Annotated in this window: 22 protein-coding genes; 10 read left to right on the top strand and 12 right to left on the bottom strand. The window is 72.7% G+C overall.

Annotated elements, in window-relative coordinates; translation table 11 throughout:
- Positions 1 to 2 precede the first annotated feature (2 nt).
- On the top strand, positions 3 to 1,043 hold the full coding sequence (locus E3Z34_RS06515) for a glycosyltransferase family 4 protein (protein WP_134772956.1): 1,041 nt from the start codon (positions 3 to 5) through the stop codon (positions 1,041 to 1,043).
- Positions 1,044 to 1,182: 139 nt separating this feature from the next.
- Here the strand turns inward: E3Z34_RS06515 and E3Z34_RS06510 are convergent, their stop codons facing one another.
- Positions 1,183 to 1,944, bottom strand: a complete 762-nt coding sequence (locus E3Z34_RS06510) for a TSUP family transporter (protein ID WP_134772955.1) — start codon at positions 1,942 to 1,944, stop codon at positions 1,183 to 1,185.
- A gap of 106 nt (positions 1,945 to 2,050) precedes the next feature.
- Here E3Z34_RS06510 and E3Z34_RS06505 point away from each other — a divergent pair, with 106 nt between their 5' ends.
- A complete protein-coding gene (locus tag E3Z34_RS06505) occupies positions 2,051 to 2,389 on the top strand; it encodes a YciI family protein (protein WP_134772954.1) in 339 nt (112 codons plus the stop codon).
- A 15-nt stretch (positions 2,390 to 2,404) separates the two neighbouring features.
- Here E3Z34_RS06505 and E3Z34_RS06500 read toward each other — a convergent pair whose 3' ends face one another.
- The 3 genes from E3Z34_RS06500 to E3Z34_RS06490 all read right to left on the bottom strand — a co-directional run bounded on the left by E3Z34_RS06500 (position 2,405) and on the right by E3Z34_RS06490 (position 6,090).
- Positions 2,405 to 2,911 (bottom strand): metallophosphoesterase family protein, encoded by a 507-nt coding sequence (locus E3Z34_RS06500; RefSeq protein WP_202977038.1) that lies wholly within the window; start codon positions 2,909 to 2,911, stop codon positions 2,405 to 2,407.
- 7 nt (positions 2,912 to 2,918) lie between these two features.
- Positions 2,919 to 3,356 carry an SRPBCC family protein gene (locus E3Z34_RS06495; protein WP_134772953.1) on the bottom strand — a complete coding sequence of 146 codons (438 nt, stop codon included), beginning with the start codon at positions 3,354 to 3,356 and terminating at the stop codon, positions 2,919 to 2,921.
- 97 nt (positions 3,357 to 3,453) lie between these two features.
- Positions 3,454 to 6,090: a DEAD/DEAH box helicase gene (locus tag E3Z34_RS06490; RefSeq protein ID WP_134772952.1), complete on the bottom strand. Its 2,637-nt coding sequence runs from the start codon at positions 6,088 to 6,090 to the stop codon at positions 3,454 to 3,456.
- Positions 6,091 to 6,154: 64 nt separating this feature from the next.
- Between E3Z34_RS06490 and E3Z34_RS06485 the strand changes: the two genes are divergently transcribed.
- Positions 6,155 to 6,931, top strand: coding sequence for an NAD-dependent epimerase/dehydratase family protein (locus tag E3Z34_RS06485; protein WP_134772951.1), 777 nt, complete (start codon positions 6,155 to 6,157; stop codon positions 6,929 to 6,931).
- Here the strand turns inward: E3Z34_RS06485 and E3Z34_RS20125 are convergent.
- Positions 6,832 to 7,227 (bottom strand): hypothetical protein, encoded by a 396-nt coding sequence (locus E3Z34_RS20125; protein ID WP_420818988.1) that lies wholly within the window; start codon positions 7,225 to 7,227, stop codon positions 6,832 to 6,834. The two genes, E3Z34_RS06485 and E3Z34_RS20125, sit on opposite strands and share 100 nt — an antisense overlap.
- 101 nt (positions 7,228 to 7,328) lie before the next feature.
- Between E3Z34_RS20125 and E3Z34_RS06480 the strand changes: the two genes are divergently transcribed.
- Genes E3Z34_RS06480 through E3Z34_RS06475 form a run of 3 tightly spaced genes read left to right on the top strand, consistent with a single transcriptional unit; the run spans position 7,329 to position 8,916 of the window.
- A complete protein-coding gene (locus E3Z34_RS06480) occupies positions 7,329 to 8,009 on the top strand; it encodes a TetR/AcrR family transcriptional regulator (protein ID WP_134772950.1) in 681 nt (226 codons plus the stop codon).
- The gene (locus E3Z34_RS19695; protein ID WP_338043787.1) at positions 8,006 to 8,191 is read left to right on the top strand and encodes an NAD-dependent epimerase/dehydratase family protein; all 186 of its coding nucleotides are present in this window, start codon (positions 8,006 to 8,008) and stop codon (positions 8,189 to 8,191) included. The genes E3Z34_RS06480 and E3Z34_RS19695 overlap by 4 nt, the downstream gene beginning before the upstream one ends.
- Entirely contained in the window at positions 8,122 to 8,916 is a 795-nt protein-coding gene (locus tag E3Z34_RS06475) for a TIGR01777 family oxidoreductase (protein ID WP_338043786.1), read from the top strand. The genes E3Z34_RS19695 and E3Z34_RS06475 overlap by 70 nt, the downstream gene beginning before the upstream one ends.
- 12 nt (positions 8,917 to 8,928) lie before the next feature.
- Here the strand turns inward: E3Z34_RS06475 and E3Z34_RS06470 are convergent, their stop codons facing one another.
- From E3Z34_RS06470 to E3Z34_RS06460, 3 genes are read right to left on the bottom strand one after another with little or no spacing between them, the layout of a single operon-like run.
- Positions 8,929 to 9,693: an SDR family oxidoreductase gene (locus tag E3Z34_RS06470; protein WP_134772949.1), complete on the bottom strand. Its 765-nt coding sequence runs from the start codon at positions 9,691 to 9,693 to the stop codon at positions 8,929 to 8,931.
- Positions 9,694 to 9,702: 9 nt separating this feature from the next.
- Positions 9,703 to 10,887, bottom strand: coding sequence for an acyl-CoA dehydrogenase family protein (locus tag E3Z34_RS06465; protein ID WP_134772948.1), 1,185 nt, complete (start codon positions 10,885 to 10,887; stop codon positions 9,703 to 9,705).
- 16 nt (positions 10,888 to 10,903) lie between these two features.
- A complete protein-coding gene (locus E3Z34_RS06460) occupies positions 10,904 to 12,370 on the bottom strand; it encodes an aldehyde dehydrogenase family protein (protein WP_134772947.1) in 1,467 nt (488 codons plus the stop codon).
- A gap of 86 nt (positions 12,371 to 12,456) precedes the next feature.
- Here E3Z34_RS06460 and E3Z34_RS06455 point away from each other — a divergent pair, with 86 nt between their 5' ends.
- From E3Z34_RS06455 to E3Z34_RS06440, 4 genes are all read left to right on the top strand, one after another.
- A complete protein-coding gene (locus E3Z34_RS06455) occupies positions 12,457 to 13,131 on the top strand; it encodes a hypothetical protein (protein WP_134772946.1) in 675 nt (224 codons plus the stop codon).
- Positions 13,132 to 13,142: 11 nt separating this feature from the next.
- Positions 13,143 to 13,466, top strand: coding sequence for a hypothetical protein (locus tag E3Z34_RS06450; protein WP_134772945.1), 324 nt, complete (start codon positions 13,143 to 13,145; stop codon positions 13,464 to 13,466).
- Positions 13,467 to 13,479: 13 nt separating this feature from the next.
- Positions 13,480 to 15,324, top strand: a complete 1,845-nt coding sequence (locus E3Z34_RS06445; protein ID WP_134772944.1) for a M91 family zinc metallopeptidase — start codon at positions 13,480 to 13,482, stop codon at positions 15,322 to 15,324.
- A gap of 66 nt (positions 15,325 to 15,390) precedes the next feature.
- Positions 15,391 to 16,344, top strand: coding sequence for an Lsr2 family DNA-binding protein (locus E3Z34_RS06440; RefSeq protein WP_134772943.1), 954 nt, complete (start codon positions 15,391 to 15,393; stop codon positions 16,342 to 16,344).
- 6 nt (positions 16,345 to 16,350) lie between these two features.
- Here the strand turns inward: E3Z34_RS06440 and E3Z34_RS06435 are convergent, their stop codons facing one another.
- Genes E3Z34_RS06435 through E3Z34_RS06420 form a run of 4 tightly spaced genes read right to left on the bottom strand, consistent with a single transcriptional unit; the run spans position 16,351 to position 20,604 of the window.
- A complete protein-coding gene (locus E3Z34_RS06435; RefSeq protein WP_238695387.1) occupies positions 16,351 to 17,358 on the bottom strand; it encodes a LacI family DNA-binding transcriptional regulator in 1,008 nt (335 codons plus the stop codon).
- A gap of 8 nt (positions 17,359 to 17,366) precedes the next feature.
- Complete coding sequence (locus E3Z34_RS06430; RefSeq protein WP_134772941.1) at positions 17,367 to 18,809, bottom strand: GH1 family beta-glucosidase; 1,443 nt, start codon at positions 18,807 to 18,809, stop codon at positions 17,367 to 17,369.
- Positions 18,806 to 19,621, bottom strand: a complete 816-nt coding sequence (locus E3Z34_RS06425; RefSeq protein WP_134772940.1) for a carbohydrate ABC transporter permease — start codon at positions 19,619 to 19,621, stop codon at positions 18,806 to 18,808. The genes E3Z34_RS06430 and E3Z34_RS06425 overlap by 4 nt, the downstream gene beginning before the upstream one ends.
- Positions 19,618 to 20,604, bottom strand: coding sequence for a carbohydrate ABC transporter permease (locus tag E3Z34_RS06420; protein WP_134772939.1), 987 nt, complete (start codon positions 20,602 to 20,604; stop codon positions 19,618 to 19,620). The genes E3Z34_RS06425 and E3Z34_RS06420 overlap by 4 nt, the downstream gene beginning before the upstream one ends.

The following is a 20,604-nucleotide window of genomic DNA, read 5'->3' as shown; positions in this document are numbered from 1 at the left end:
ACGTGCGGTCCGGACGCTCCCTGGTCGTCAACATGGCCAGCGAGAGCGACATCTCGGTGCAGGGCCATGGCGTGCACACGGCCTACGTCGAGCTGGCGGGCGCGCTGGAGCGCCGCGACGACGTGACGCTGGTGCGCGGGGCCTACGGCGAGCGCGTGGAGTGCGACGTCTACCACCTGCACACCATGGGCTCGGCGATGTGGCGCAAGGTCCTGGACCGGCGCGCACGCACCGTGGTGTCGGCGCACGTCATACCGGACTCGCTCGTGGGCTCGATCCGGGGCGCCCGCCACTGGGCGCCCCTGGCGCGGGCCTACATGCGGTGGTTCTACCGGCGGGCCGACAAGGTCCTGGCGGTGTCCGGCACCGTCGCCAGGGTCCTCGAGCACGAGCTCGGTGTCGCCGGCCACCGCATCGAGGTGCTGCACAACACCGTCGACATGAGCGCCTACCGCACGACGCCGGAGGACCGGGCGGCCGCGCGCCGGCACCTGGGCATCGCCGAGGACGCCTTCGTCGTGGTGGGGGTCGGGCAGGTCCAGCCGCGCAAGCGCCTCGACGTCGTCGACCGGCTGGCCCGGGAGCACCCGGACGTCTCGTTCGTCTGGGTCGGCGGCATCCCGTTCAGGCACCTGGGGGCCGAGCACGGGGCGATGCGGCGGCTCATGGACCAGGCCCCCGACAACCTGCACTACACCGACGTCGTCCCGCACCCGGAGGTCCGGCGCCACCTGCAGGCCGCTGACGTCTTCCTCCTGCCGGCCGAGCAGGAGAACCACCCGATGTGCATCCTCGAGGCAGCCGGTGTCGGTCTGCCCGTCGTGGCCCGCGACCTGCGGGAGTACGACGACACCTTCGGCGACGACGTCCTCCGCTGCGACGACGACGGCTTCGCCCACGCCCTGACCCGGCTGCGGGACGACCCGCAGGAGCGCGAGCGCTGGCGGCGGGGGTCGGCCCGGATCGCCGAGCGATTCGACAGCGCCACCGCGGCCGAGCGCCTGGTCCGCCTCTACCGCGAGTTGGCGACCACCCGGGCCTGAGCGGCCGTCCCCGAGGGACTCCAGGGGAGGCATGCACGCTCCTGCACCACAGACACGGTGGTCGGGCGTGCATGAGGTGCACGGACGTGCATACCGCCTGGCGGTCGGCTGCTCGGGACCGCGGCCGGGCCCCGCGCGACTAGACCACCATGAGGAGCCCGCGCACCAGCGCGGCCGCCGCGCCCAGCGCGGCGACGATGGTGGCGGTGCGGCGCGCCGTCGCGGCCGTGACCCGGGTGGAGAGGTAGCCACCCACGGCGATGCCGACGAGGACTCCCCCGACGACCACCACCCCGAGCCACCACGGCGGCACCCACGCCGACACGGGGGTCACGAAGGTCTTGGCCAGCACCGACAGACCGCCCATCGTCATGAAGACCGGCTGCATGGTCGCGGCGAAGCCCGCCTGCCCCCACCGCACGAGCCGGGAGTGCACGATCATCACCGGACCGGCGACCCCCGCGATCGTGTTGAGGGCGCCCCCGACCAGGCCCGCGCCGGGCGTGACCCACCACCGGCGCACGTGCGGGAGCTTGCCCAGGTGGTCCACCAGCCACCCGGTGCCCAGCCCGAGCAGGACGACCGCCCCGACGAGGATCTGGAGCGCGGCCGCAGGCAGGGCGCCCACGAGCAGCGCACCCAGCACGGCCCCCGGCACGGCCGCCGCCCCGATGAGCAGCGCGCGCCGCCACTCGATCGCGCGCCGCACCGCGAGCGTGAGCAGGAAGGCCGAGACGGTCGTCGTGGCGTTGGCGACGAGCACCCCCTCGGACGCCCCGAGCAGCAACGCCAGGAGGGGGGCGACGACCAGCCCCATGCCGAGCCCCGAGACCCGCTGCAGGGTCGCACCCACGACGATCGCGACGACGATGAGCGCGATCGTCGTGGCCGTCAGGGTCATGCCGCGCAGTCTCGCACCCTGTGGTGCCGATCCCGCTTCCCGCCCACGGTGTCACCGGCCGGGTCTACGCTGACGACGTCCGCGAGAACACCGCGAAGGAGTCGCCATGAAGGTCCTGATCTCGTTCCCCAGTGCCGCCATGGTGGTGCCCGCCGAGGAGATGCAGGCTGTCTCCGACGCGTCGCACGCCGTGGTCCAGGAGGCCAAGGACGCCGGTGTCTGGGTGTTCGGCGGGGGCATCGACGAGAGCGTCCCGCCCGTCCTGGTCACCGGCGACGGCACCGTGAGGGAGGGGACCTACCCCCAGACCTCCGAGCTCGAGGGCGGCTACACCGTGCTGGAGGTCCCCACCCGTGAGGACGCCCTGGAGTGGGCCGCGAAGATCGCCGTCGCCTGCCGCTGCGCCCAGGAGCTGCGGGTGTTCATGTACGACCCCGCCAGCTGAGGGCCCTCGACCGCCTCACAGTCGGTGCAGCACCAGGTCGTGGACCGCACCGGCGGTGACGGTGCAGGTCATGAACGTGCAGTGCGACTGACGCCGCCGGTCGGTCGGTGATCCGGGGTTGAGCAGCCGCAGCCCCGCGTGCTCGGTGTCCCAGGGGATGTGGCTGTGCCCGAAGACGAGGACGTCCAGGTCCGGGTATGCGGCGCGCAGGCGCTCCTCGCGCCGCGCCTTCGCGCCGGTCTCGTGGACCACGCCCCACCGCATACCTCCCAGCTCGACCCTGGCCACCTCGGGGAGCCGGCGGCGCAGCTCCGGCCCGTCGTTGTTGCCCCACACGGCGACCAGACGGCGTGAGCGCTCCTCGAGCTCGTCGAGCAGGTCCGGGGTGACCCAGTCCCCGGCGTGGACGACCACGTCGACCGCCTCGACCTGGGCCCACACCTCGGCGGGCAGATCCCTGGCCCGCCTCGGGACATGGGTGTCGGCGAGGAGGAGCAGCCGCAGGACGCCGGGGTCGACCATCCCGGCGCTACCTGGCGTGGCCCTCGGCCAGGTAGGCCAGGCGGCGCAGGGTCTCGGTGTTGCGGACGTAGATCGGCACGTCGGCCATCGGCCCGGGCAGCATCGCCATCGGCCCGCTCGAGGGCTCCTCGAGGAGCGTCACCAGGCTCCCCTCCCCCTGGGGCTCGACCTGGAGGGTCACCGTGGCCTCGCCCATCGGCCAGATCCGGGCCTGCAGCACCGCCCGCCTGGGCGGGTCCCACTCCAGGATCGAGGTGGAGTCGTCGATGAGGGCCGGCCAGGCACCCACGGAGTGGTGCAGCTTGGCGCCCACCGACGGCCACGCGTCGTCGACGTCCCGCATGCGGGAGGCGCCCACCACCCATGACGGGAAGAGCCAGCCGTTGGCCAGCACGTCGAAGACGGCCTCCGGCGGGGCGGCGATGGACCTGGTGTTGACGGACATGGACACAACCTCCTTGGCGACGGGCACCGGGTGACCGGTCGCGTCGAGTATCCCAACGGCGCGCCGACCCGTCCCTGCGAACGACCCGCCGCCCGCCTCAGGCCCCCTCGGGGAAGAGCCGCGCCCGCTCCGCCGCGACGACCCGACGGGCCAGGTCGGCCTCGCTCACGTCGAACGCCTCGGGTGCGGCCTGCGCGGTGTCGCTGACGCGGGCGAAACGGTGGAAGATCTCGCTCTTGCCCGACAGGATCTCCACCATCCGCTCGTCCACGCTGTCCTCGGCCAACAGGCGGTGCACCTGCACCGACTCCAGCTGCCCCATCCGTCGGGCACGCGCGATCGCCTGCCACTCGGTGGTGGGCTTGACCTGCGGCTCGCACAGGACGACGACCGACGCCGCCTGGATGTTCAGGCCCACTCCCCCGGCCTGGATCTGCGCGACGAGGGCCGCCCCGCCCCGGGCCGCGGAGAAGTCGTCCACGACCCGCTGCCGCTCGGTGGCCGGCACCGACCCGGTGATCGGGCCGAAGACCGGGCCGGGCAGCGCGGCCGCCACCTCCTCCAGGACGTCGCGGAAGTAGGAGAAGACGAGGAGCCGACGGCCGTTGTCCTCCGCCTCGGCCACGAGCTCGACCAGCCGCTGCAGCTTGGCCGACCCGGCCCCGGCCACGAACGCCGCGCGGCGCATCGCCATGAAGTTGCCGTCCGCGACCGCGTCCCGGTAGGCCGTGCGGTCGGCGGCGGACAGCTCCAGCCACTCGTCCACCTCGACGAGCTCGGGCAGCTCGACGAGCACGTCCTCGGTGTTGCGCCGCAGGTAGACCGGCGCCACCGCCCGGCGGAAGTCGGCCGCGGCGGCGGTCCCCAGCCCGGCGACCAGCTCCGGGCGCAGGTAGCCGACGAGCGTGCCGAACTCGGCCGTCCGGTTCTCCAGCGGGGTGCCGGTGAGCAGCACGACGTGCTCGGTGCGGGCGGCCAGCGCGGCGATCCGCTGCGAGCGCCGGGCGCGCGGGTTCTTCACGTAGTGCGCCTCGTCCACCACGAGCGCGTCCAGCTCGAACCCGGTCAGCTCGTCCCACACCGACCCGAGCGTCTCGTAGGTCGTCACCGCCACCCCGCCGTCCCGCCGCCACCGGGCCAGCGCCTCCTCGCGCCCAGGGCCGTGCACCCGGTGAGCCCGGACCGAGGCGTCGGTGCGGGCGTGGACCTCCCGCACCCAGTTGCTGACGACGGCGGCAGGGCACACCACGAGGAACCACCTTCCCCCCTGCATGGCCAGGTGCGCCAGCACGGCGAGCCCCTCGATCGTCTTGCCGAGCCCCATCTCGTCACCGACGAGGACCTTCTCCTGCACGAGGGCGAAGCGGGCGGCGAAGCTCTGGTAGCCGCGCAGCGACACCGTGAGCAGCGACCCGTCCAGCTCCTGGGCCCGCACCGCCTCGACGACGTCGTCGGGCAGGTCGCCGAAGACCCCGGTCTCCTCGACCAGGCCGAGCTCGGACAGGAGCGCGAAGTAGTCGGCCGGGCGGCGCACGAAGTCGGTCCAGGGGTCCCCGGCGCCGGCCCGGCGCAGGGCGTCGTCGAGCTCCCTGGCCCGCTCCAGCAGGGGGGTCACCAGCGCGCGGAGGTCGTCGGCGTCCGGGCCGTCGCTCAGGACGGCCAGGTGGGTCGTGGCCGAGGTGAGACGGTCGGCGAGGGGCAGGAGCACCTGGGCCAGGGCGACGACGTCGGTCGCCTTGGCAGCCTGCCGCAGCATTTCCCAGGTATGCAGCGCGCCCAGCAGCCGGGTGGCCGCCGGGTCCCGCCGGGCGGGGTCGAGGGTGACGCGGGCGTCCTCGCGGGCCAGCGTGCGCAGGGTCTCCGCGGCACCGAGCATCCGCCGGGCGGTGACCTCCCCGACCCCCGGGACGCGGGACAGGCTGGTGCCGCGGGCCAGCACGTCCCCCACGGTGGTGATCCCGGCCTCGGTGAGCGCCCCGACCCGCAGCCGCTCCCGTGTCGCCTCCCGCAGCCGGTCCACCGGCATCTGGGCCACCAGCCGGTCGGCCTCGGACTCGCGCACGGCCTCCCCGGCGTCGACCGCCGCCTGCCGGGCCCGGAGCTCGCGCCCGATGACGGCCGCGAGCGAGCGGGCCGCCCCGGGCAGCCCGGCGAGCTCACCCAGGGGAACGACCGACCGGCGGGTCCCGCCTCCGCCGAGGCGTTCCGTCAGGCCGACGTGGTCCGACCAGGCCTGCGCGAGCGCCACCGGCAGGGTCGGCTCCCGGGTGCCCGCCTCCCACCGCGCCAGCAGCTGCGTGGTCGCCCCGGAGCCCCACACGGCATACCCCTCCAGCAGCTGCCGGGCGGCACCCTCCGCCTCCTCCCGACGCCGGCCCGAGAGGAAGAGACGACGCAGGCCGTGGAGGGGACGGGTCCGCCGCACGGTCTCCGGCACGTCCTCGACCAGGGCACGCAGCAGTCGCTCCTGCTCCTCCGTCATCGGCTCCAGCCCCACCGCCGCCGCCAACGCGCCGAGGCGCGGACCGTCGCCCGGCTCGAGCGGCAGCACCCGCCAGCGCAGCGAGCCCGGGGGGTGCACCCCGGCCACCCTGGCCCGCAGGGTCCGCCCTGCCTGCTCGGCCTCCCGGAGCGTGCGTCCCCGGTGCTCGAGCACCCGCGCGGCCACCGGGCTGAGCCGCTGCGCCGCCTCGGTCGCCTCCCGCACCAGGGCTCGGTCCAGGGCGTCCGTCATGCGGGACATCGTGCCAGCGACCGGCCGGGTCGCGGCCCGTCGACCCGCCCCGCAGACTGGGGCCATGACACGACGCGTCCTGATCACCGGTGCCACCGGAGAGGTCGGCCACCTCCTCGCCGAGCGCCTCCACGACGACTACGACGTGGTGCAGCACGGCCGCACGCCGCGCACCCCCGAGCAGGAGAAGGTCCTGCGCGAGGCCGACCTGACCGACTACCCGCAGGTCAAGGAGCTGATGGACGGGGTGGACACGGTCCTGCACCTCGCCGGTGCGGCCTCCCCTGACTCGGAGTGGGAGGACGTGCTGTCGGCCAACATCGTCGGCCTGCGCAACGTGCTGGAGGCTGCCCGGGAGCAGGGCGTGCGCCGCGTCGTCTTCGCCTCCAGCAACCACGCCATGGGGATGTACGACCGTCACGAGGAGTGGCCCGTCTACCCCCACCACCTCCCCCGCGGCGACTCCCTCTACGGGGTCTCCAAGGCCTTCGGCGAGATCCTCGGCCGGTTCTACCACGACGAGCACGGGCTGGACTTCATCGCCCTGCGGATCGGCTGGGTCTCCGGCGACGCCACCCTGGTGGACGAGGACGTGCTGAGGGCCATGTGGCTCTCCGAGGACGACACCGAGCAGGTCTTCCGCCGGGCGATCGAGGCGGAGGTCCGCTTCGGGCTCTACTACGCCATCTCGGACAACCCCAACCGCCGGTGGGACCTCACCAACACCATGCTCGACCTGGGCTACCGCCCGAAGGACTCCTGGACGGACGAGCCCGGTGAGGAGGAGGAGGTCGTCGAGGGCGGGGCCGAGGTCCGGGACAACTGGCCCCAGGACTCCTGACGGATCGCGCTCCAGGGTCCACTGTCCAGCCACTCGTCGCGGGCGAGGACGCGACGCAGGCTGCGGCCTAGCCGGTAGCTCGCCACCATGGCGCCGGCCAGTGACACAGTGGCTGCTTCCGACAGCGCCAGGACCTTCGGCTCGGACAGGGGATGCCTGGTCCAGGACTCCTCGCCCAGGATCGCCCGGGTCGCGAAGGACGACGTGTCCTGAGCCGGCGGCGTCATCACCGGGTTGACCGCGAACCAGGCACCGAGGGGCAGGTACAGCCACCAGCGCCGTGTCCAGGGCGGCACCAGGAGCAGGGGTGCGCTCAGCAACCTGGACCAGGCGCTCAGCGGGTGAGCGTGTCACCCCTGTTTTGAACGCGTTCAAAACCTGGTGTAGGTTCCAGACCATGAGTGCCAAGGCCGAACGGACGCGCGAGCTGCTGGTCGAGACCGCGCTGCGCCTGTTCCGGGAGCGGGGGTACGAGGCCACGACGATGCGCCTGATCGCCACGGAGGCCGGGGTCTCCCAGGGCAGCGCGTACTACTACTTCGAGGGCAAGGACGCGCTGGTCCACGAGCTGTACGTCCGCATCCAGCAGGAGCACCGGGAGCGGGCGGCACCGCTGCTGCGCGAGGGAGCGGGGCTGGCGGAGAACCTCCGCACCGTGCTGCACACCGGCCTGGACACGATGGGCCCGTACCACTCCTTCGGGTCGACGATGCTGCACGTCGCCCTGTCACGCTCCTCCCCCGTCAGCCCCTTCTCGACCGAGTCCGGCCCCGCCCGCTCGGCGGCCACGGCGCTCATGGCTCAGGTGCTCGCGTCCTCGAGGGGCACCCGGTCGCCGACCTCGCACGCGCGGCTGCCGGAGCTGCTGTGGCTGGCCTACCTCGGGGTCACCCTCCACTGGGTCACCGACCCCTCCCCGGACCAGCGACGCACCCGCCAGCTCGTCGACGGGCTGGCACCGATCGTCGCCCGCACGGTGGCGCTGAGCCGGCTCCCGGTCGGCCGCCGGCTGGCCGCCGACGTCTTCACCCTCGTGGACCAGCTGGCCACGCCCACCACGGACAGGAACGACCCATGAGCACCATCGTCATCGCCGGAGCCACCGGCTTTCTCGGGCAGCACCTGCAGCGGTCCCTCACCCGCGACGGGTTCACCGTGCGCACCATCGGCAGGACCGGTGGTGACGCCCGGTGGGCGAGGACCTGCGGCCCGTCCTCGAGGGCAGCGTCGCGCTGGTCAACCTGGCCGGCCGCTCGGTGAGCTGCCGGTACACCAAGCGCAACGCGGACGCCATCCTCGCCTCCCGGACCGAGACCACCAAGGCTCTCGGCGCCGCCCTGGCCGGCTGTTCCTCCCCACCACCGGTCTGGATCAACTCCAGCACCGGCACCATCTACCGCGACGCACGAGACCGTCCGCAGGACGAGGGCTCCGGAGAGCTGGGCGCCGGCTTCTCCGTCGCGGTCGCCCGCGCCTGGGAGCACGAGCTGTATGACGCTCCGGTCCCGGTGCGCAGGATCGCCCTCCGCACCGCCATCGTCCTCGGCCCCGGCGGAGGAGCGCTCAACCCGCTCATCAACCTGGCCAGGATCGGTCTCGGCGGGGCCCAGGGCGACGGGGACCAGGTGTTCAGCTGGGTGCACATCGACGACGTCCACGGCGCGGTGCGACACCTCGTCGACCACCCGCAGATCAGCGGACCGGTCAACCTCGCCACCCCGCACCCGGTCACCAACGCCCAGCTCATGGCCGCGGTGCGCCGCCACCTCGGCCGCCCCGTCGGCGTCCCGCTGCCGGCCTGGACCCTCGCGGCCGGCGCGCGCATCATCCGGACGGAGGAGGAGCTCGTGCTCAAGAGCCGGTGGGTCCATCCCGCCGTCCTGCTGCGCACGGGCTACGCCTTCCGCCATCCGCACCTCGACGACGCCCTCGCGGCCGTCGCCGCTCAGACACCACGTGGACTGCTCCCGGTCCAGCTGGGTTAGCCGAGGCGCTCGTCACCCGGCGGAGAACCCGCCGTCGCTGTGGAGCACCTGACCGGTGACCCAGCCCCCGGCCGGGGAGAGGAGGAAGGCGACCAGGTCGGCGGTGTCCTGAGGCGTCCCCAGCCGCCCTGCCGGCATCCGCCGGGCCAGGGCCGTGCGCGTCTCGTCGTCCATCCACCCGGTGTCGATCGGTCCGGGGTTGACCGCGTTCGCGGAGATCCCCCGGTCGGCCAGCTCGATCGCCGTGGCGACGACGATGCGGTCCAGTGCCCCCTTGCTCGAGCCGTACGGCAGGTTGTGCGCGGTGTGGTCGCTGGTCAGGGCCACCACACGGCCCGCACGCGCGGTCCGCACGCGCTCCGGCAGCTGCTCGGCGAAGGCCTTGATGAGCAGCCAGGACGCCCGGGCGTTGACGGCGAAGTGCCGGTCCCAGCTCTCCAGGGTGGTGTCGAGGATCGAGGAGTCCACGCTCTCGGCGTGCGAGAGCACCAGGGCGGTGAGATCCCCCCGCCCGCCGGCGGCGGCGACCAGCCGTGCGGGGACGAACGGGTCGGCCAGGTCGCCCGGCACCAGCTCGACCGTGGCGCCGGCGGCCCGGCAGCGGTCGGCGACCTCGTGCGGGTCGTCCGGGCCCTGCTCGAGCCCCACCCGGTCGTCGTAGGAGCGGTGGTGGCTCAGGGCGAGGTCCCATCCCTGCTCGGCCAGGCGCAGCGCGATCGCCGCGCCGATCCCCCGTCGACGGCCGACCCCGGTCACCAGCACGGTGCCGCTCCGCATGATCTCGTCCTACCGGAAGGCAGGGCGCCCGGTCAGCGCCTGCCCGATGATGAGCTGGTGCACCTCGGAGGTGCCCTCGTAGGTGAGCACCGACTCGAGGTTGTTGGCGTGCCGCATGACCGGGTGCTCCAGGGTGATCCCGGCGGCGCCGAGGATCGTGCGGCACTCGCGGGCGATGGCGATGGCCTCGCGCACGTTGTTGAGCTTGCCCAGCGAGATCTGCTCCGGCCTCAGGGCGTCTTCGTCCTTGAGGCGCCCCAGGTGCAGCGCGAGCAGCATGGCCTTGCCGAGCTCCAGGGTCATGTCGGCGAGCTTGGCCTGGGTGAGCTGGTATCCCGCCAGGGGCCGCTCGAAGATGTCGCGCTCCTGCGCGTAGGCGATGCTCGCCTCCAGGCAGTCGCGGGCGGCCCCGACGGCACCGAAGACGATGCCGAACCGAGCCTCGTTGAGGCAGGACAGCGGCCCCTTGAGCCCCCGCACCTCGGGCAGGACGGCGTCCGCCGGCAGCCGGACGCCGTCGAGCACGAGCTCGCTGGTGATCGAGGCCCGCAGGGACAGCTTGCGCCCGATCTCCGGCGCGGAGAACCCCGGCGTGTCCGTGGGCACGACGAAACCCCGGATCCCCTCGTCCGTCTGCGCCCAGACGACCGCGACGTCGGAGACCGACCCGTTGGTGATCCACATCTTGGTGCCGGTGAGCACCCAGTCGTCCCCGTCGCGGACGGCGCGGGTCCGCATACCTCCCGGGTCGGAGCCGAAGTCGGGCTCGGTGAGACCGAAGCACCCGATCGCCTCCCCCGCCGCCATCCGCGGCAGCCACTGCTGCTTCTGCTCCTCCGACCCCCAGCGCCAGATCGCGAACATCGCCAGCGACCCCTGCACGCTCACCAGCGAGCGGACGCCGGAGTCGCCGGCCTCCAGCTCCAGGCAGGCGAGCCCGTATGCCGTGGCGCTGGTCCCCGCGCAGCCGTACCCCTGCAGGTGCATGCCGAGCAGACCCAGCCGGCCCAGCTCCGGCGCCAGCTCGCGGACGGGCACGTGCCCCGCCTCGAACCACTCCGCCAGGTGCGGGCGCACCCGCTCGGCGACCAGCGCGCGGACGGTGGCCTGGATGTCGCGCTCCTCCTCGCCGATCAGCCGGTCGACGGCGAAGAGCTCGAGCGGGGCGAGGGGCGGCGTGGTCCTGGAGGTCATCGGCGGGTCTCCCGGCTCAGAGCTTGACGTTGATCTGCTTGATCTGGGTGAAGCCCTCGAGCATGCCCTCGAGGGAGAACTCACGCCCCAGCCCGGACTGCTTCATCCCGCCGTAGGACTGGCCCACCACCTGTCCACCGCCCTGGTTGACCTGCACCCACCCGGAGTCGATCCGGTGGGCGGTCCGCAGCGCGGCGCCCAGGTCCTGGCAGAAGACGAAGGCCGCGAGCCCGTAGTGGGTGTCGTTGGCCATCCGCACCACCTCGTCCTCGTCCCGCCAGGGGATGACCGACAGCACCGGGCCGAAGATCTCCTCGCGGGCGATCCGCCAGTCGTTGCCTACGCCGGCCAGGACCATCGGGGCGTGGTAGAAGCCGGGCTCGCCCATCGTGAGCGACTCGCGACCGTCGTGGACGACCCGCACGCCCTCCTGCGCCAGACCGTCCTCGATGTAGCCCTGCACCCGCTCCCACTGCTTGGCGTTGATGATGCAGCCGATGTCGGAGTCCTCCTCGCGCGGGTCCCCGACCTTGAGCTGCGCCACGCGCGCGACGAACTTCTCGAGGAACTCGTCGTGGATGTCCTCGTGCAGGAAGAGCCGGGAGCCGGTGGTGCACGACTGGGACTGGCGGGCGAAGCGGGAGGCGAGCAGGACCTGCTCCACCACCTCGTCGGTGCAGGAGTCGGGGTAGACGATGCACGGCGACTTCCCGCCCAGCTCCAGGGAGTGGTGGGCCAGCCGACCCCCGGCCTTGGCCCCCACCCCGAAGCCGACGGCGGTGGACCCGGTGAAGGACACCTTGTCCACGTCGTCGTGCACCACCAGGGACTCGCCGATCTCCGCGCCGTAACCGGTGACCACGTTGAGCACCCCGGGCGGCAGCACCTCGGAGGCGATCTCGGCCATCCGCAGCACCGACAGCGGCGCGTCCTCGGCGGCCTTGACCACGGCGGTGTTGCCCGCGACGAGCAGCGCCGGCAGCTTGAAGGCCACGATCATCAGCGGGGAGTTCCACGGCAGGATGGCGGCGACGACGCCGAGCGGCTGACGTCGGGTGTACTGCAGCTGGTCGGGCGCGGTCGGCAGGGTCACGCCCTTCACCTCGCCGGCCAGCCCGGCGAAGTAGCGGAAGGACTCCACGAGCATCGTGCCCTCGGGCCGGGCCTGGGTGCGGATCGCGTTGCCGGTGTCGATCGCGGTGAGCACCGCCAGCTCCTCCACCGCCTCCTCGAGCCGGTCGGCGACCTGCGCCAGGGCCCGCGCCCGCTTGGTGAAGGGCAGCTGCGCCCAGGCCGGGAAGGCCTCGCGGGCGGCGGCGACCGCCCGGTCCGCGTCGGCCTCCCGCGCCCGCGGCACGGTGGCGATGACCTGGTGCCGGTCGATGGGGGTGATGACGTCGATCCGCTCCCCCGCCACCGCGTCGACCCACTCGCCGCCGATCAGCATCCCCCAGTCGCGGGGGTGCTCCACCACTGCTTCCATCGTCGTCCCTCTCCTCGAGCTCTCGCCGTCCTGTCCGAGGGTATGTCGTCTCGCCGCCACGTCGGAGGTCGGTTAGGGTCGAGCGCATGAGGGGCACGGGGTGGATCGTTGCTGCCGGGCTGTGCCTGGCGCTGTCGGCCTGCGGTGGGGCGGGGCCGGGGACCGGCCCGGGCACCTCACCGTCCGGTCCCACGACCGTGACCACCCCGTCCCCGCAGGAGGCTGCAGTGACCACAGAGCCGGCGTCCGCCCGGGCCAGCATCGAGGCCACGGTCCTCCGCGACGATGAGGGCCTTCGGGTGTCCTACACCGTCACCAACGACGGGGACGCCCCCCTGCTGGTCCTCACGGAGCGGGGCCACGACCAGTCCGGCAGCAGCACGGCCCCGCGGGAGCCGGAGTCGGTCTGGGTCTCGCAGGCCTCGCCCGACGTGGCCCGTCTGTCCAAGCAGGTCTTCAGCACCACCCCCGGCACGTTGCTCTACGCCCCGTGGCGGGCGCCCGCCGTGCTGGTCGACCCGGGCGGGCACCTGGACGGTGAGATGTCCGTGCCGCTCCCGCTGCGCGGTGACCTCCCCGAGGTGAGCGAGGCGATGGTCCACGACGAGCAGCCGCTCACCGCGACCCCGACCGAGGTGGAGGTGTGCGTGCAGGTTGCACCGTCCCCCGGCCCCACGGCGTACAACGACGAGATCACCATGGACAGCCCCGGCCGTGCGCTCGTGTGCACCGGGCCGCTGGGGCTGCCCGACCACGAGTAGGAGACGGGCACATGGTCGGAGGCGACCCGGCAACTCTCAACGACTGCGGCAACCAGCTGATGACGGCCTCGATGACGATGGACGCAGGCCGCACCTCGATGGCTCAGCACCAGAGCATGCCGAGCAACGTCGCGACCCGCGCCGCCATGGGGACCGGCGTGGAGACGGCCTACAGCCAGGCGGTGGACGCGATGATCCGGGCGGCCGCCAACCTGCAGGCGACCATCGCCGACGACGGCTACCACCTGCAGCGCGGCTCGCGCGACATCGACTCGGCGATGAACAGCACCGGAGGCGGAGGCGGTGGCGGACGCCACCGGCACACCGCCGTCTGAGGGAGGCACCACGATGACGATCATCCGACGCCCCGACGTCTGGGACCTGGACGACGACCCCTCGTGGCTGGCCACGGCGGAGGACGGCTGGCGGTCCCTGATCAGCAGCGCCGCCTCCGCCTCGTCCACGACGACCTCCGTGCGCGAGCGGGTGGCTGGCGCCTGGGAGGGCACGTACGCCGAGGGATACCACGCCTACGCACCGACGGTGTCCGCGGGGCTGGACGAGCTCAGGGAGATGGCGACCCAGGTCAGGACGTCGCTCGGTGCCATCCACGACATCATCACCGGGCTGCGGACCGATCTCGACACCTCCTACGCCCGCGCGATCTCCGGCATGACCTTGGTGTCGCGCGGTGGTGGCACGGTGACCTTCGAGTTCCCGGACGACGAGGAGCGGCCGCAGATCGCCCGCGAGTTCAACCGTGCTCGTCAGCTCCTCGAGGCGGCCCGGGAGGAGATCAGGGGGCACAGGAGGGCGTTCGACGGGGTGGCGTCGGCGGCGCACACGCTCTCGCAGACCTGGCACGCTCCCGCGAACGGTCGGCCGCTGTGGGACGTGCCGGCCGGCAACGGCTTCGCCCCGATGCAGACGACCCTCGGGGACACCACGACCGTCACCACGGGCACGAACCCGACCAGTGTCGACGTCACCGTCGACCCGAGCACCGGCGAGACGATCCTGACGTTCACCTACAACACCGACACGCAGTGCCTGATCGAGACGATCCGCATCCCCGCCGGGCAGGACGTCGTGATCAACACCGGTGGCGGGTCGGACACGATCCGGGTCGGACCGGGCGTCCGCGTGGACGTGCGTCTCACGGGGGCGGGCACCGACCGGGTCGAGGCCCAGGACGCCACCGGGAGGATCGAGGCCTTCGGCGGCTCGGGCGACGACACGGTCGAGACCGGCGGCGGGCACGACTTCGTCGACGGCGGGGCCGGGCACGACTACGTCGACAGCGGCGGGGGTGCCGACCGGGTCTTCGGGGGCCTGGGCAACGACATCCTCTACGGCATGGGCGGCTCGGACACCATCTCCGGCGGCGAGGGACACGACTACCTCGAGGGAGGACGCGACGACGACCTGATGCTGGCCGGCGCCGGCGACGACACGGTGTCGGGCGGGTTCGGGGACGACAGGATGTTCGGCGGTCTCGGCGACGACACGATGTATGCCGGCTCCGGCACGGACACCGTCGACGGCGGTCTGGGTGACAACAAGCTCACGATCGAGGAGGGCGACACGACGGTGGGGACCGGCACCACGATCGTCGTCGAGATCCCGTCGGAGGAGTACTACACGCAGTGGCTGGAGTTCGAGGTCGACGGCTCCGAGGCGTTCAAGGAGCGGATGCTCGCCGACCTGCAGATGCTGGCCTCCAGCGAGGCCGGGCAGGCGATGATCGAGGCGCAGATCCGCAACTACGAGGAGTCGGGCGGCCTCTTCGGCTGGGGCAAGGAGAAGGTGACCTTCATCGAGATGAGCGAGCCGAACGGCTACGCGACCCCCGAGGGTGAGGTCATGATCAACCCGGACTTCCGGATGGGGATCGCCCACACCACCGACCCCCGCGGGCACACCCACACGCCCCCGGTCGTCATCCTCTTCCACGAGCTCGGCCACATCAACCAGCTGCGGACCCAGGGCGACACCTTCGGGCACTGGGCGGACCCGGCCACCGGCGACTGGCTGCGGGACGAGAACGGCCAGCCCCTCATCGAGCGCCAGAACGTGGGGCTGAGCTGGGACACCACCATCGTCCCCGAGGGCGACGGTGACACCTACGACCGCACGCTGACGGAGAACGGCTTCCGGGAGGAGATCCGTCTCCCTCCGCGCGAGCGGTACTGACCTACCGTGGGGGGCATGACCCGTTCGTGCTTCCTCCGCAGCCTGCTGAGCGGCTGAGCCACGGCCGTGCCCGACGACTTCGTCATCGCCCGCAACCCGGAGGAGGGCACCACGCTGCCCTACCTTCTGCGGATCCCCCTCGGGGAGGATGGGATCGTGCTCAAGGCCAAGGAGACCTGGCCGCGCACCGGCAAGGTCTACTGCCACCGTGCGGTCGGCTGGCCGCTGGACCCCGAGGTGGTCGAGGTCGTCCCCACCCGATCCTGCGTGCGCCGGGGCGCCTCGATCGACCTCGTGCTCGACCGCGGCCGGGAGAACCGCTCGCAGTTCGTCCTCACCCGCGTCCGCGGCGGCCGGGAGGCGATCTTCTGGCAGACCGCCCGCACCGCGAAGCAGGCCCGGCCCGCGGTGGCGCTGCCGAGCGCCCGGGCCTCCGGCCTGCCGGAGCTGGAGATCGTCGTGGACAGCCACGAGCGCTACGCCTGGACCTTCGACCATCAGCAGGCCACGACGGTGCGGCGGGCGCTGCGGGCCGGTGACTACGGCGTCAGCGTCGGCCAGGAGATCGTCGCGGCCGTCGAGCGCAAGTCCCTGCAGGACCTCGTGTCCACCCTCACCAGCGGTCGGATGCGCTACCTGCTGGCCGACCTGGCGGCCCTGCCCGCGGCCGCAGTCGTGGTCGAGGACCGCTACTCCGCGGTCTTCAAGCTCGACCGCGTGCGGCCCGCGGTTGTCGCGGACGCCCTCGGCGAGAGCCAGGCCCGCTTCCCCACCGTGCCCATCGTCTTCTGCGAGACCCGGGCCCTGGCCCAGGAGTGGACCTACCGTTTCCTGGCCGCCGCCGTCGTGCACGCCGGTGAGGAGCGGCATACCCGGCTCGAGGCCAGCCCGCTGCCGGCCGCCGCTTCCCCGTCACCGGCCCAGGTGCGGGCCTGGGCGCGGGAGCAGGGGTATGCCGTCTCCGACCGGGGCCGGGTCAGCCGGGAGATCCTCGACGCCTTCGCCCGCCGGCACGGCTGACCGCCCTCAGGCGGTGCCACCGGGGACCAGCCGGGTCGGCAGGATCTCCGGCTCCACCTGCTCGCCCTCCATCCGGCGCAGCAGCAGGTCGGTGGCCCGGACCGCCATCTCCGACACGGGGTTGGAGACCGTCGTCAGCGGCGGGTGCGTCATCCCGGCCGCGGCGGAGGCGTCGAAACCGACGAGCGCCACGTCGTCGGGCACCCGGCGGCCCGTCGCGTGCAGCTCGGACATCGCGGCCGCCGCCATGAGGTCGGACGCCGCGAAGACGCCGTCCAGGTCGGGTGCGGCCTCCAGGAGCCGCCTCATGGCCGCGGCCCCGCCGCTCGCCGTGAAGTCCCCGGGGACGACCAGGTCGGTGTCCAGCCCCGCGTCCCGCACCACCTCGCCCCAGCCTTCGAGCCGGTCGACGCCGGCCGCCATGTCGCCCGGCCCGCTGATGGTGGCGATCCGCCGGCAGCCCCGCTCCACCAGCCGGCGGGTGGCGAGCCGTCCGCCCTCCCGGTTGTCGACATCGACGTAGGGAAAGGTGTCGGGGTCGGCGAGGGGACGGCCGACGAACACCGTCGGCAGCCGCGTCTCGAGCAGGGCCCGGATGAGCTCCTCGGAGCGGTGCGCGCTGACGACGATGACACCGTCGGTGTGCCCGCCGCGCAGGTAGCGCACCATCCGGGACGAGTCGGTCTCCGGGTCGCCCATGAGCAGCACCATCTGCAACGAGGTCCGCGACAGCCGCTGCCCCACGCCCCGCAGCAGCCCGCCGAAGAACGGGTCGGCGAAGATGCGCGCGTCCGGCTCGTGGATGAGCACCGACACCGAGTCCGGCTCGCGGACGACCAGCGAGCGAGCCGCCCGGTTCGGCCGGTAGCCCAGCTCGGCGATGGCCGCCGCCACGGCCGCCCGGGCGTGGTCCCGGACCCGCGGGTCGTCGTTGACCACCCGCGAGGCCGTCGCCCGCGACACCCCCGCGTGAGCGGCGACGTCCTCCAGGGTCGGCGACCTGCGCGCGCTCACGGGGCTCCTCACTCGGGACTGACCGGGGCCGGGACGCTCCGGATCGCCCCCGATCCTGCCACGTCGGCGTACCACCGGGCGCTGGCCTTGGGCGTGCGCCGCTGGGTGTCGTAGTCCACCCGGACGATGCCGAAACGCTTGGTGTAACCCCAGGCCCACTCGTAGTTGTCCAGCAGCGACCAGACGAAGTAGCCGCCGACGTCGGCACCCCTTTCCATCGAGTCGTGGACCGCGCGGAGGTGCCCGTCGAGGTAGGCCACCCGAGCCGGGTCCTCGACGAAACCGTCGGCGTCCGGCAGGTCGTCGTCGGCCATGCCGTTCTCCGTCACGTAGAGCCGGACACCGGCGGCACCGGTGTAGTCCTTGTGCAGGCGCAGCAGCAGGTCGCTCAGCCCGGTCGGCGCGATCTCCCACCCCATGTCGGAGACCGGGACCCCGCGGCGGACCACCGCCACGTGCTCGGACCCGATCGCCGGGGAGGGGTCGTCGTAGCGTCGGGCCTGGGCGGCCGCCACCGGCGCCCGCTCCGGCTCGCAGCCGGCGGTGACGGTCTGGCTGGCGTAGTAGTTGACGCCCAGGACGTCGATCGGGGTCGAGATCGTCGCCAGGTCGCCGTCGCGCACCAGGTCCTGCGGCCACAGGTCGCCCAGGTCCTCGAGCACGTCGCCGGGGTAGGCGCCGAGCATGACCGGCTCGACGAAGAACCGGTTGGCGAGCCCGTCGAGCCGGCGGGCGGCGTCGAGGTCCCGGCCGGAGGTCGGGTCCAGCGGCTGGGTGTCGGTGAAGTTGAGCGTCAGCCCCAGCTGCAGCGAGGGATCGCGCCGACGCAGCTCCTCCACCACCAGGCCGTGGCCGAGCAGAAGGTGGTGCGCGGCCCTCAGGCCCGCCACCGGCTCGGTGCGCCCGGGGGCGTGCCGGCCCGCGGCATACCCGAGGAACGCCGAGCACCAGGGCTCGTTGAGCGTCGTCCAGTGCCGCACCCGGTCCCCCAGCGCGTCGTGCACGACGCCGGCGTAGTCGAGCAGCCGCAGCGTCGTGTCGCGCTCCGGCCAGCCCCCGGCGTCCTCCAGCACCTGGGGCAGGTCCCAGTGGTAGAGGGTGAGCCACGGGGTGATGCCGGCCCCGAGCAGCTCGTCCACGAGGCGGGAGTAGAAGTCCAGACCCTTCGGGTTGAGCGTGCGCCCGTCCGGCATCACGCGCGGCCAGGCCAGCGAGAAGCGGTATGCCGAGAGGTTGAGGTCGCGCATGAGCGCCACGTCCTCGGGGTACCGGTGGTAGTGGTCGCACGCCACGGACCCGTCGTGGCCAAGCAGGACCATCCCGGGGGTGCGGGCGTAGGTGTCCCAGATGCTCTCGGAGCGCCCGTCGGCGTCGCCGGCACCCTCGATCTGGTAGGAGGCGGTGGCCGCCCCCCAGAGGAAGTCCTCGGGGAAGGTCAGGTCGGGGGTCATTGCTTGACGGCTCCTTGCATGATGCCGGACACCAGCTGGCGACCGGCGGCGACGAACAGCACGAGAAGGGGGATCGTGGCCAGCACGGCGCCGGCCAGGACCAGGGAGTAGTCCACGAAGTGGGCGGCCTGCAGCTGCTGCAGCGCCACCGGCAGGGTCGGGTTGGACGGGCCCAGCACGATGAAGGGCCAGAAGAAGTTGGTCCAGGTGGCCACGAAGGTGAACAGGAAGAGCATCGAGGCGGCCGGCCGGGCGGCCGGGAGGCCGACGTGCCAGAAGGTGCGGAACATGCTGGCGCCGTCGACCCGGGCGGCCTCGATGAGCTCCCCGGGCACCGCCTGCGCGAGGGTACTGGTCATCCAGAACACCCCGAAGGCGGTGACCAGCCCCGGCACGATGACCGCGGTGAGCTCACCGGTCCAGCCCAGCCGGGCCATGACCTGGTAGAGCGGGACGACTCCGAGCTGGGTCGGCACCGCCATCGTCGCGATGACGAAGACGAGCAGGGGACCCGACCCGCGGAAGCGCAGCTTGGCGAACGCGTAGCCGGCCAGGGTCGAGAAGAAGACCACCGAGGCGGAGACCGTCGTGGAGACGATGATCGAGTTCAGCGTCGCCCTCCAGAAGGGCACCGTGTCCAGCACGGTGGCCGCGTTGCGGAAGAAGTTGCCGCCGGGCAGCAGGGGGAAGCGGTCGCGCGCCAGCACCGTCGAGTCGTGGCTGGCCACGACGACCGACCACCACAGCGGGAACATGCTGCCCAGCACGACGGCGGCGAGCAGGCCGTAGACGATCCATCCGGGGCGCCTCATCGACGTCCTCCGTCCTCGTGCGCGATCCGTCGGGTGAGCAGGAAGTTGACCAGGCCGAAGGCGACGATGATGCCGAAGAGCAGCACCGCCACCGCCGAGGCCGCACCGAAGTCGGCCCGGGTCCAGCCCAGCTCGTAGAGGTAGATCGTCAGCGTCTGCCACTGCTGGTCCGCACCTCCGCGGCCGAACTGGTCGTACATCTTCGGCTCGTCGAAGATCTGCAGCCCGCCGATGGTGGAGGTGATGACGACGAAGATCAACGTGGGCCGCAGCATCGGCACGGTCACCGACCAGAACTGCCGCCAGGCGTTGGCCCCGTCGATGGCCGCCTGCTCGTAGAGGTCGCGCGGGATGGCCTGCATCGCGGCCAGCAGGATCAGCGCGTTGTAGCCGGTCCAGCGGAAGTTGACCATGGTGGCGATGGCGATGTGGCTGGCCAGCCGGTCGGAGTGCCAGCGGACGGGCTCCATACCGGCGGTCTCCAGGAGAAGGTTGACCAGGCCGAAGCGGTCGGCGAAGAGGTTGTTGAAGATGAGGGCGACGGCCACGGGCGCGACGACGTAGGGCAGCAGGACGCCCATGCGCCAGAAGGTCCTCGCCCGCAGGTTGCGGTCCAGCAGGGTCGCGATGAGCAGGGCGGCCGCGATCTGCGGCACCGAGGACAGCACGAAGATGCTGACGGTGTTGGCCAGCGCGCGCCAGAAACCCCGTCCGGTGAGCACGTCGAGGTAGTTCGCCATACCCACGAACTCGCCCTTGCCCATGATGAGGTCCCAGTCGTGCAGCGCGACCCAGCCGGTGTAGACCAGGGGGAAGAGGCCGGTGACGAGGAAGAGCAGGAAGAAGGGCGCGATATAGAGGTAGGGCGAGACGGTGACGTCCAGCCGGGCCAGCCGCCCTCGCCCCCGCCCCCGCCGGGGCGGGGGCGGGACCGGGAGCGGCCCTGCGGTGGTGGCCGGAGGGGCCGTGGTGGCGGCTCCCAC

The sequence above is a fragment of the Ornithinimicrobium flavum genome, assembly GCF_004526345.1.
In the GTDB taxonomy this organism is placed as follows: domain Bacteria; phylum Actinomycetota; class Actinomycetes; order Actinomycetales; family Dermatophilaceae; genus Ornithinicoccus; species Ornithinicoccus flavus.
The sequence above is the reverse complement of the archived record's forward strand: the minus strand, read 5'-3'. Positions and strand labels throughout refer to the sequence as shown.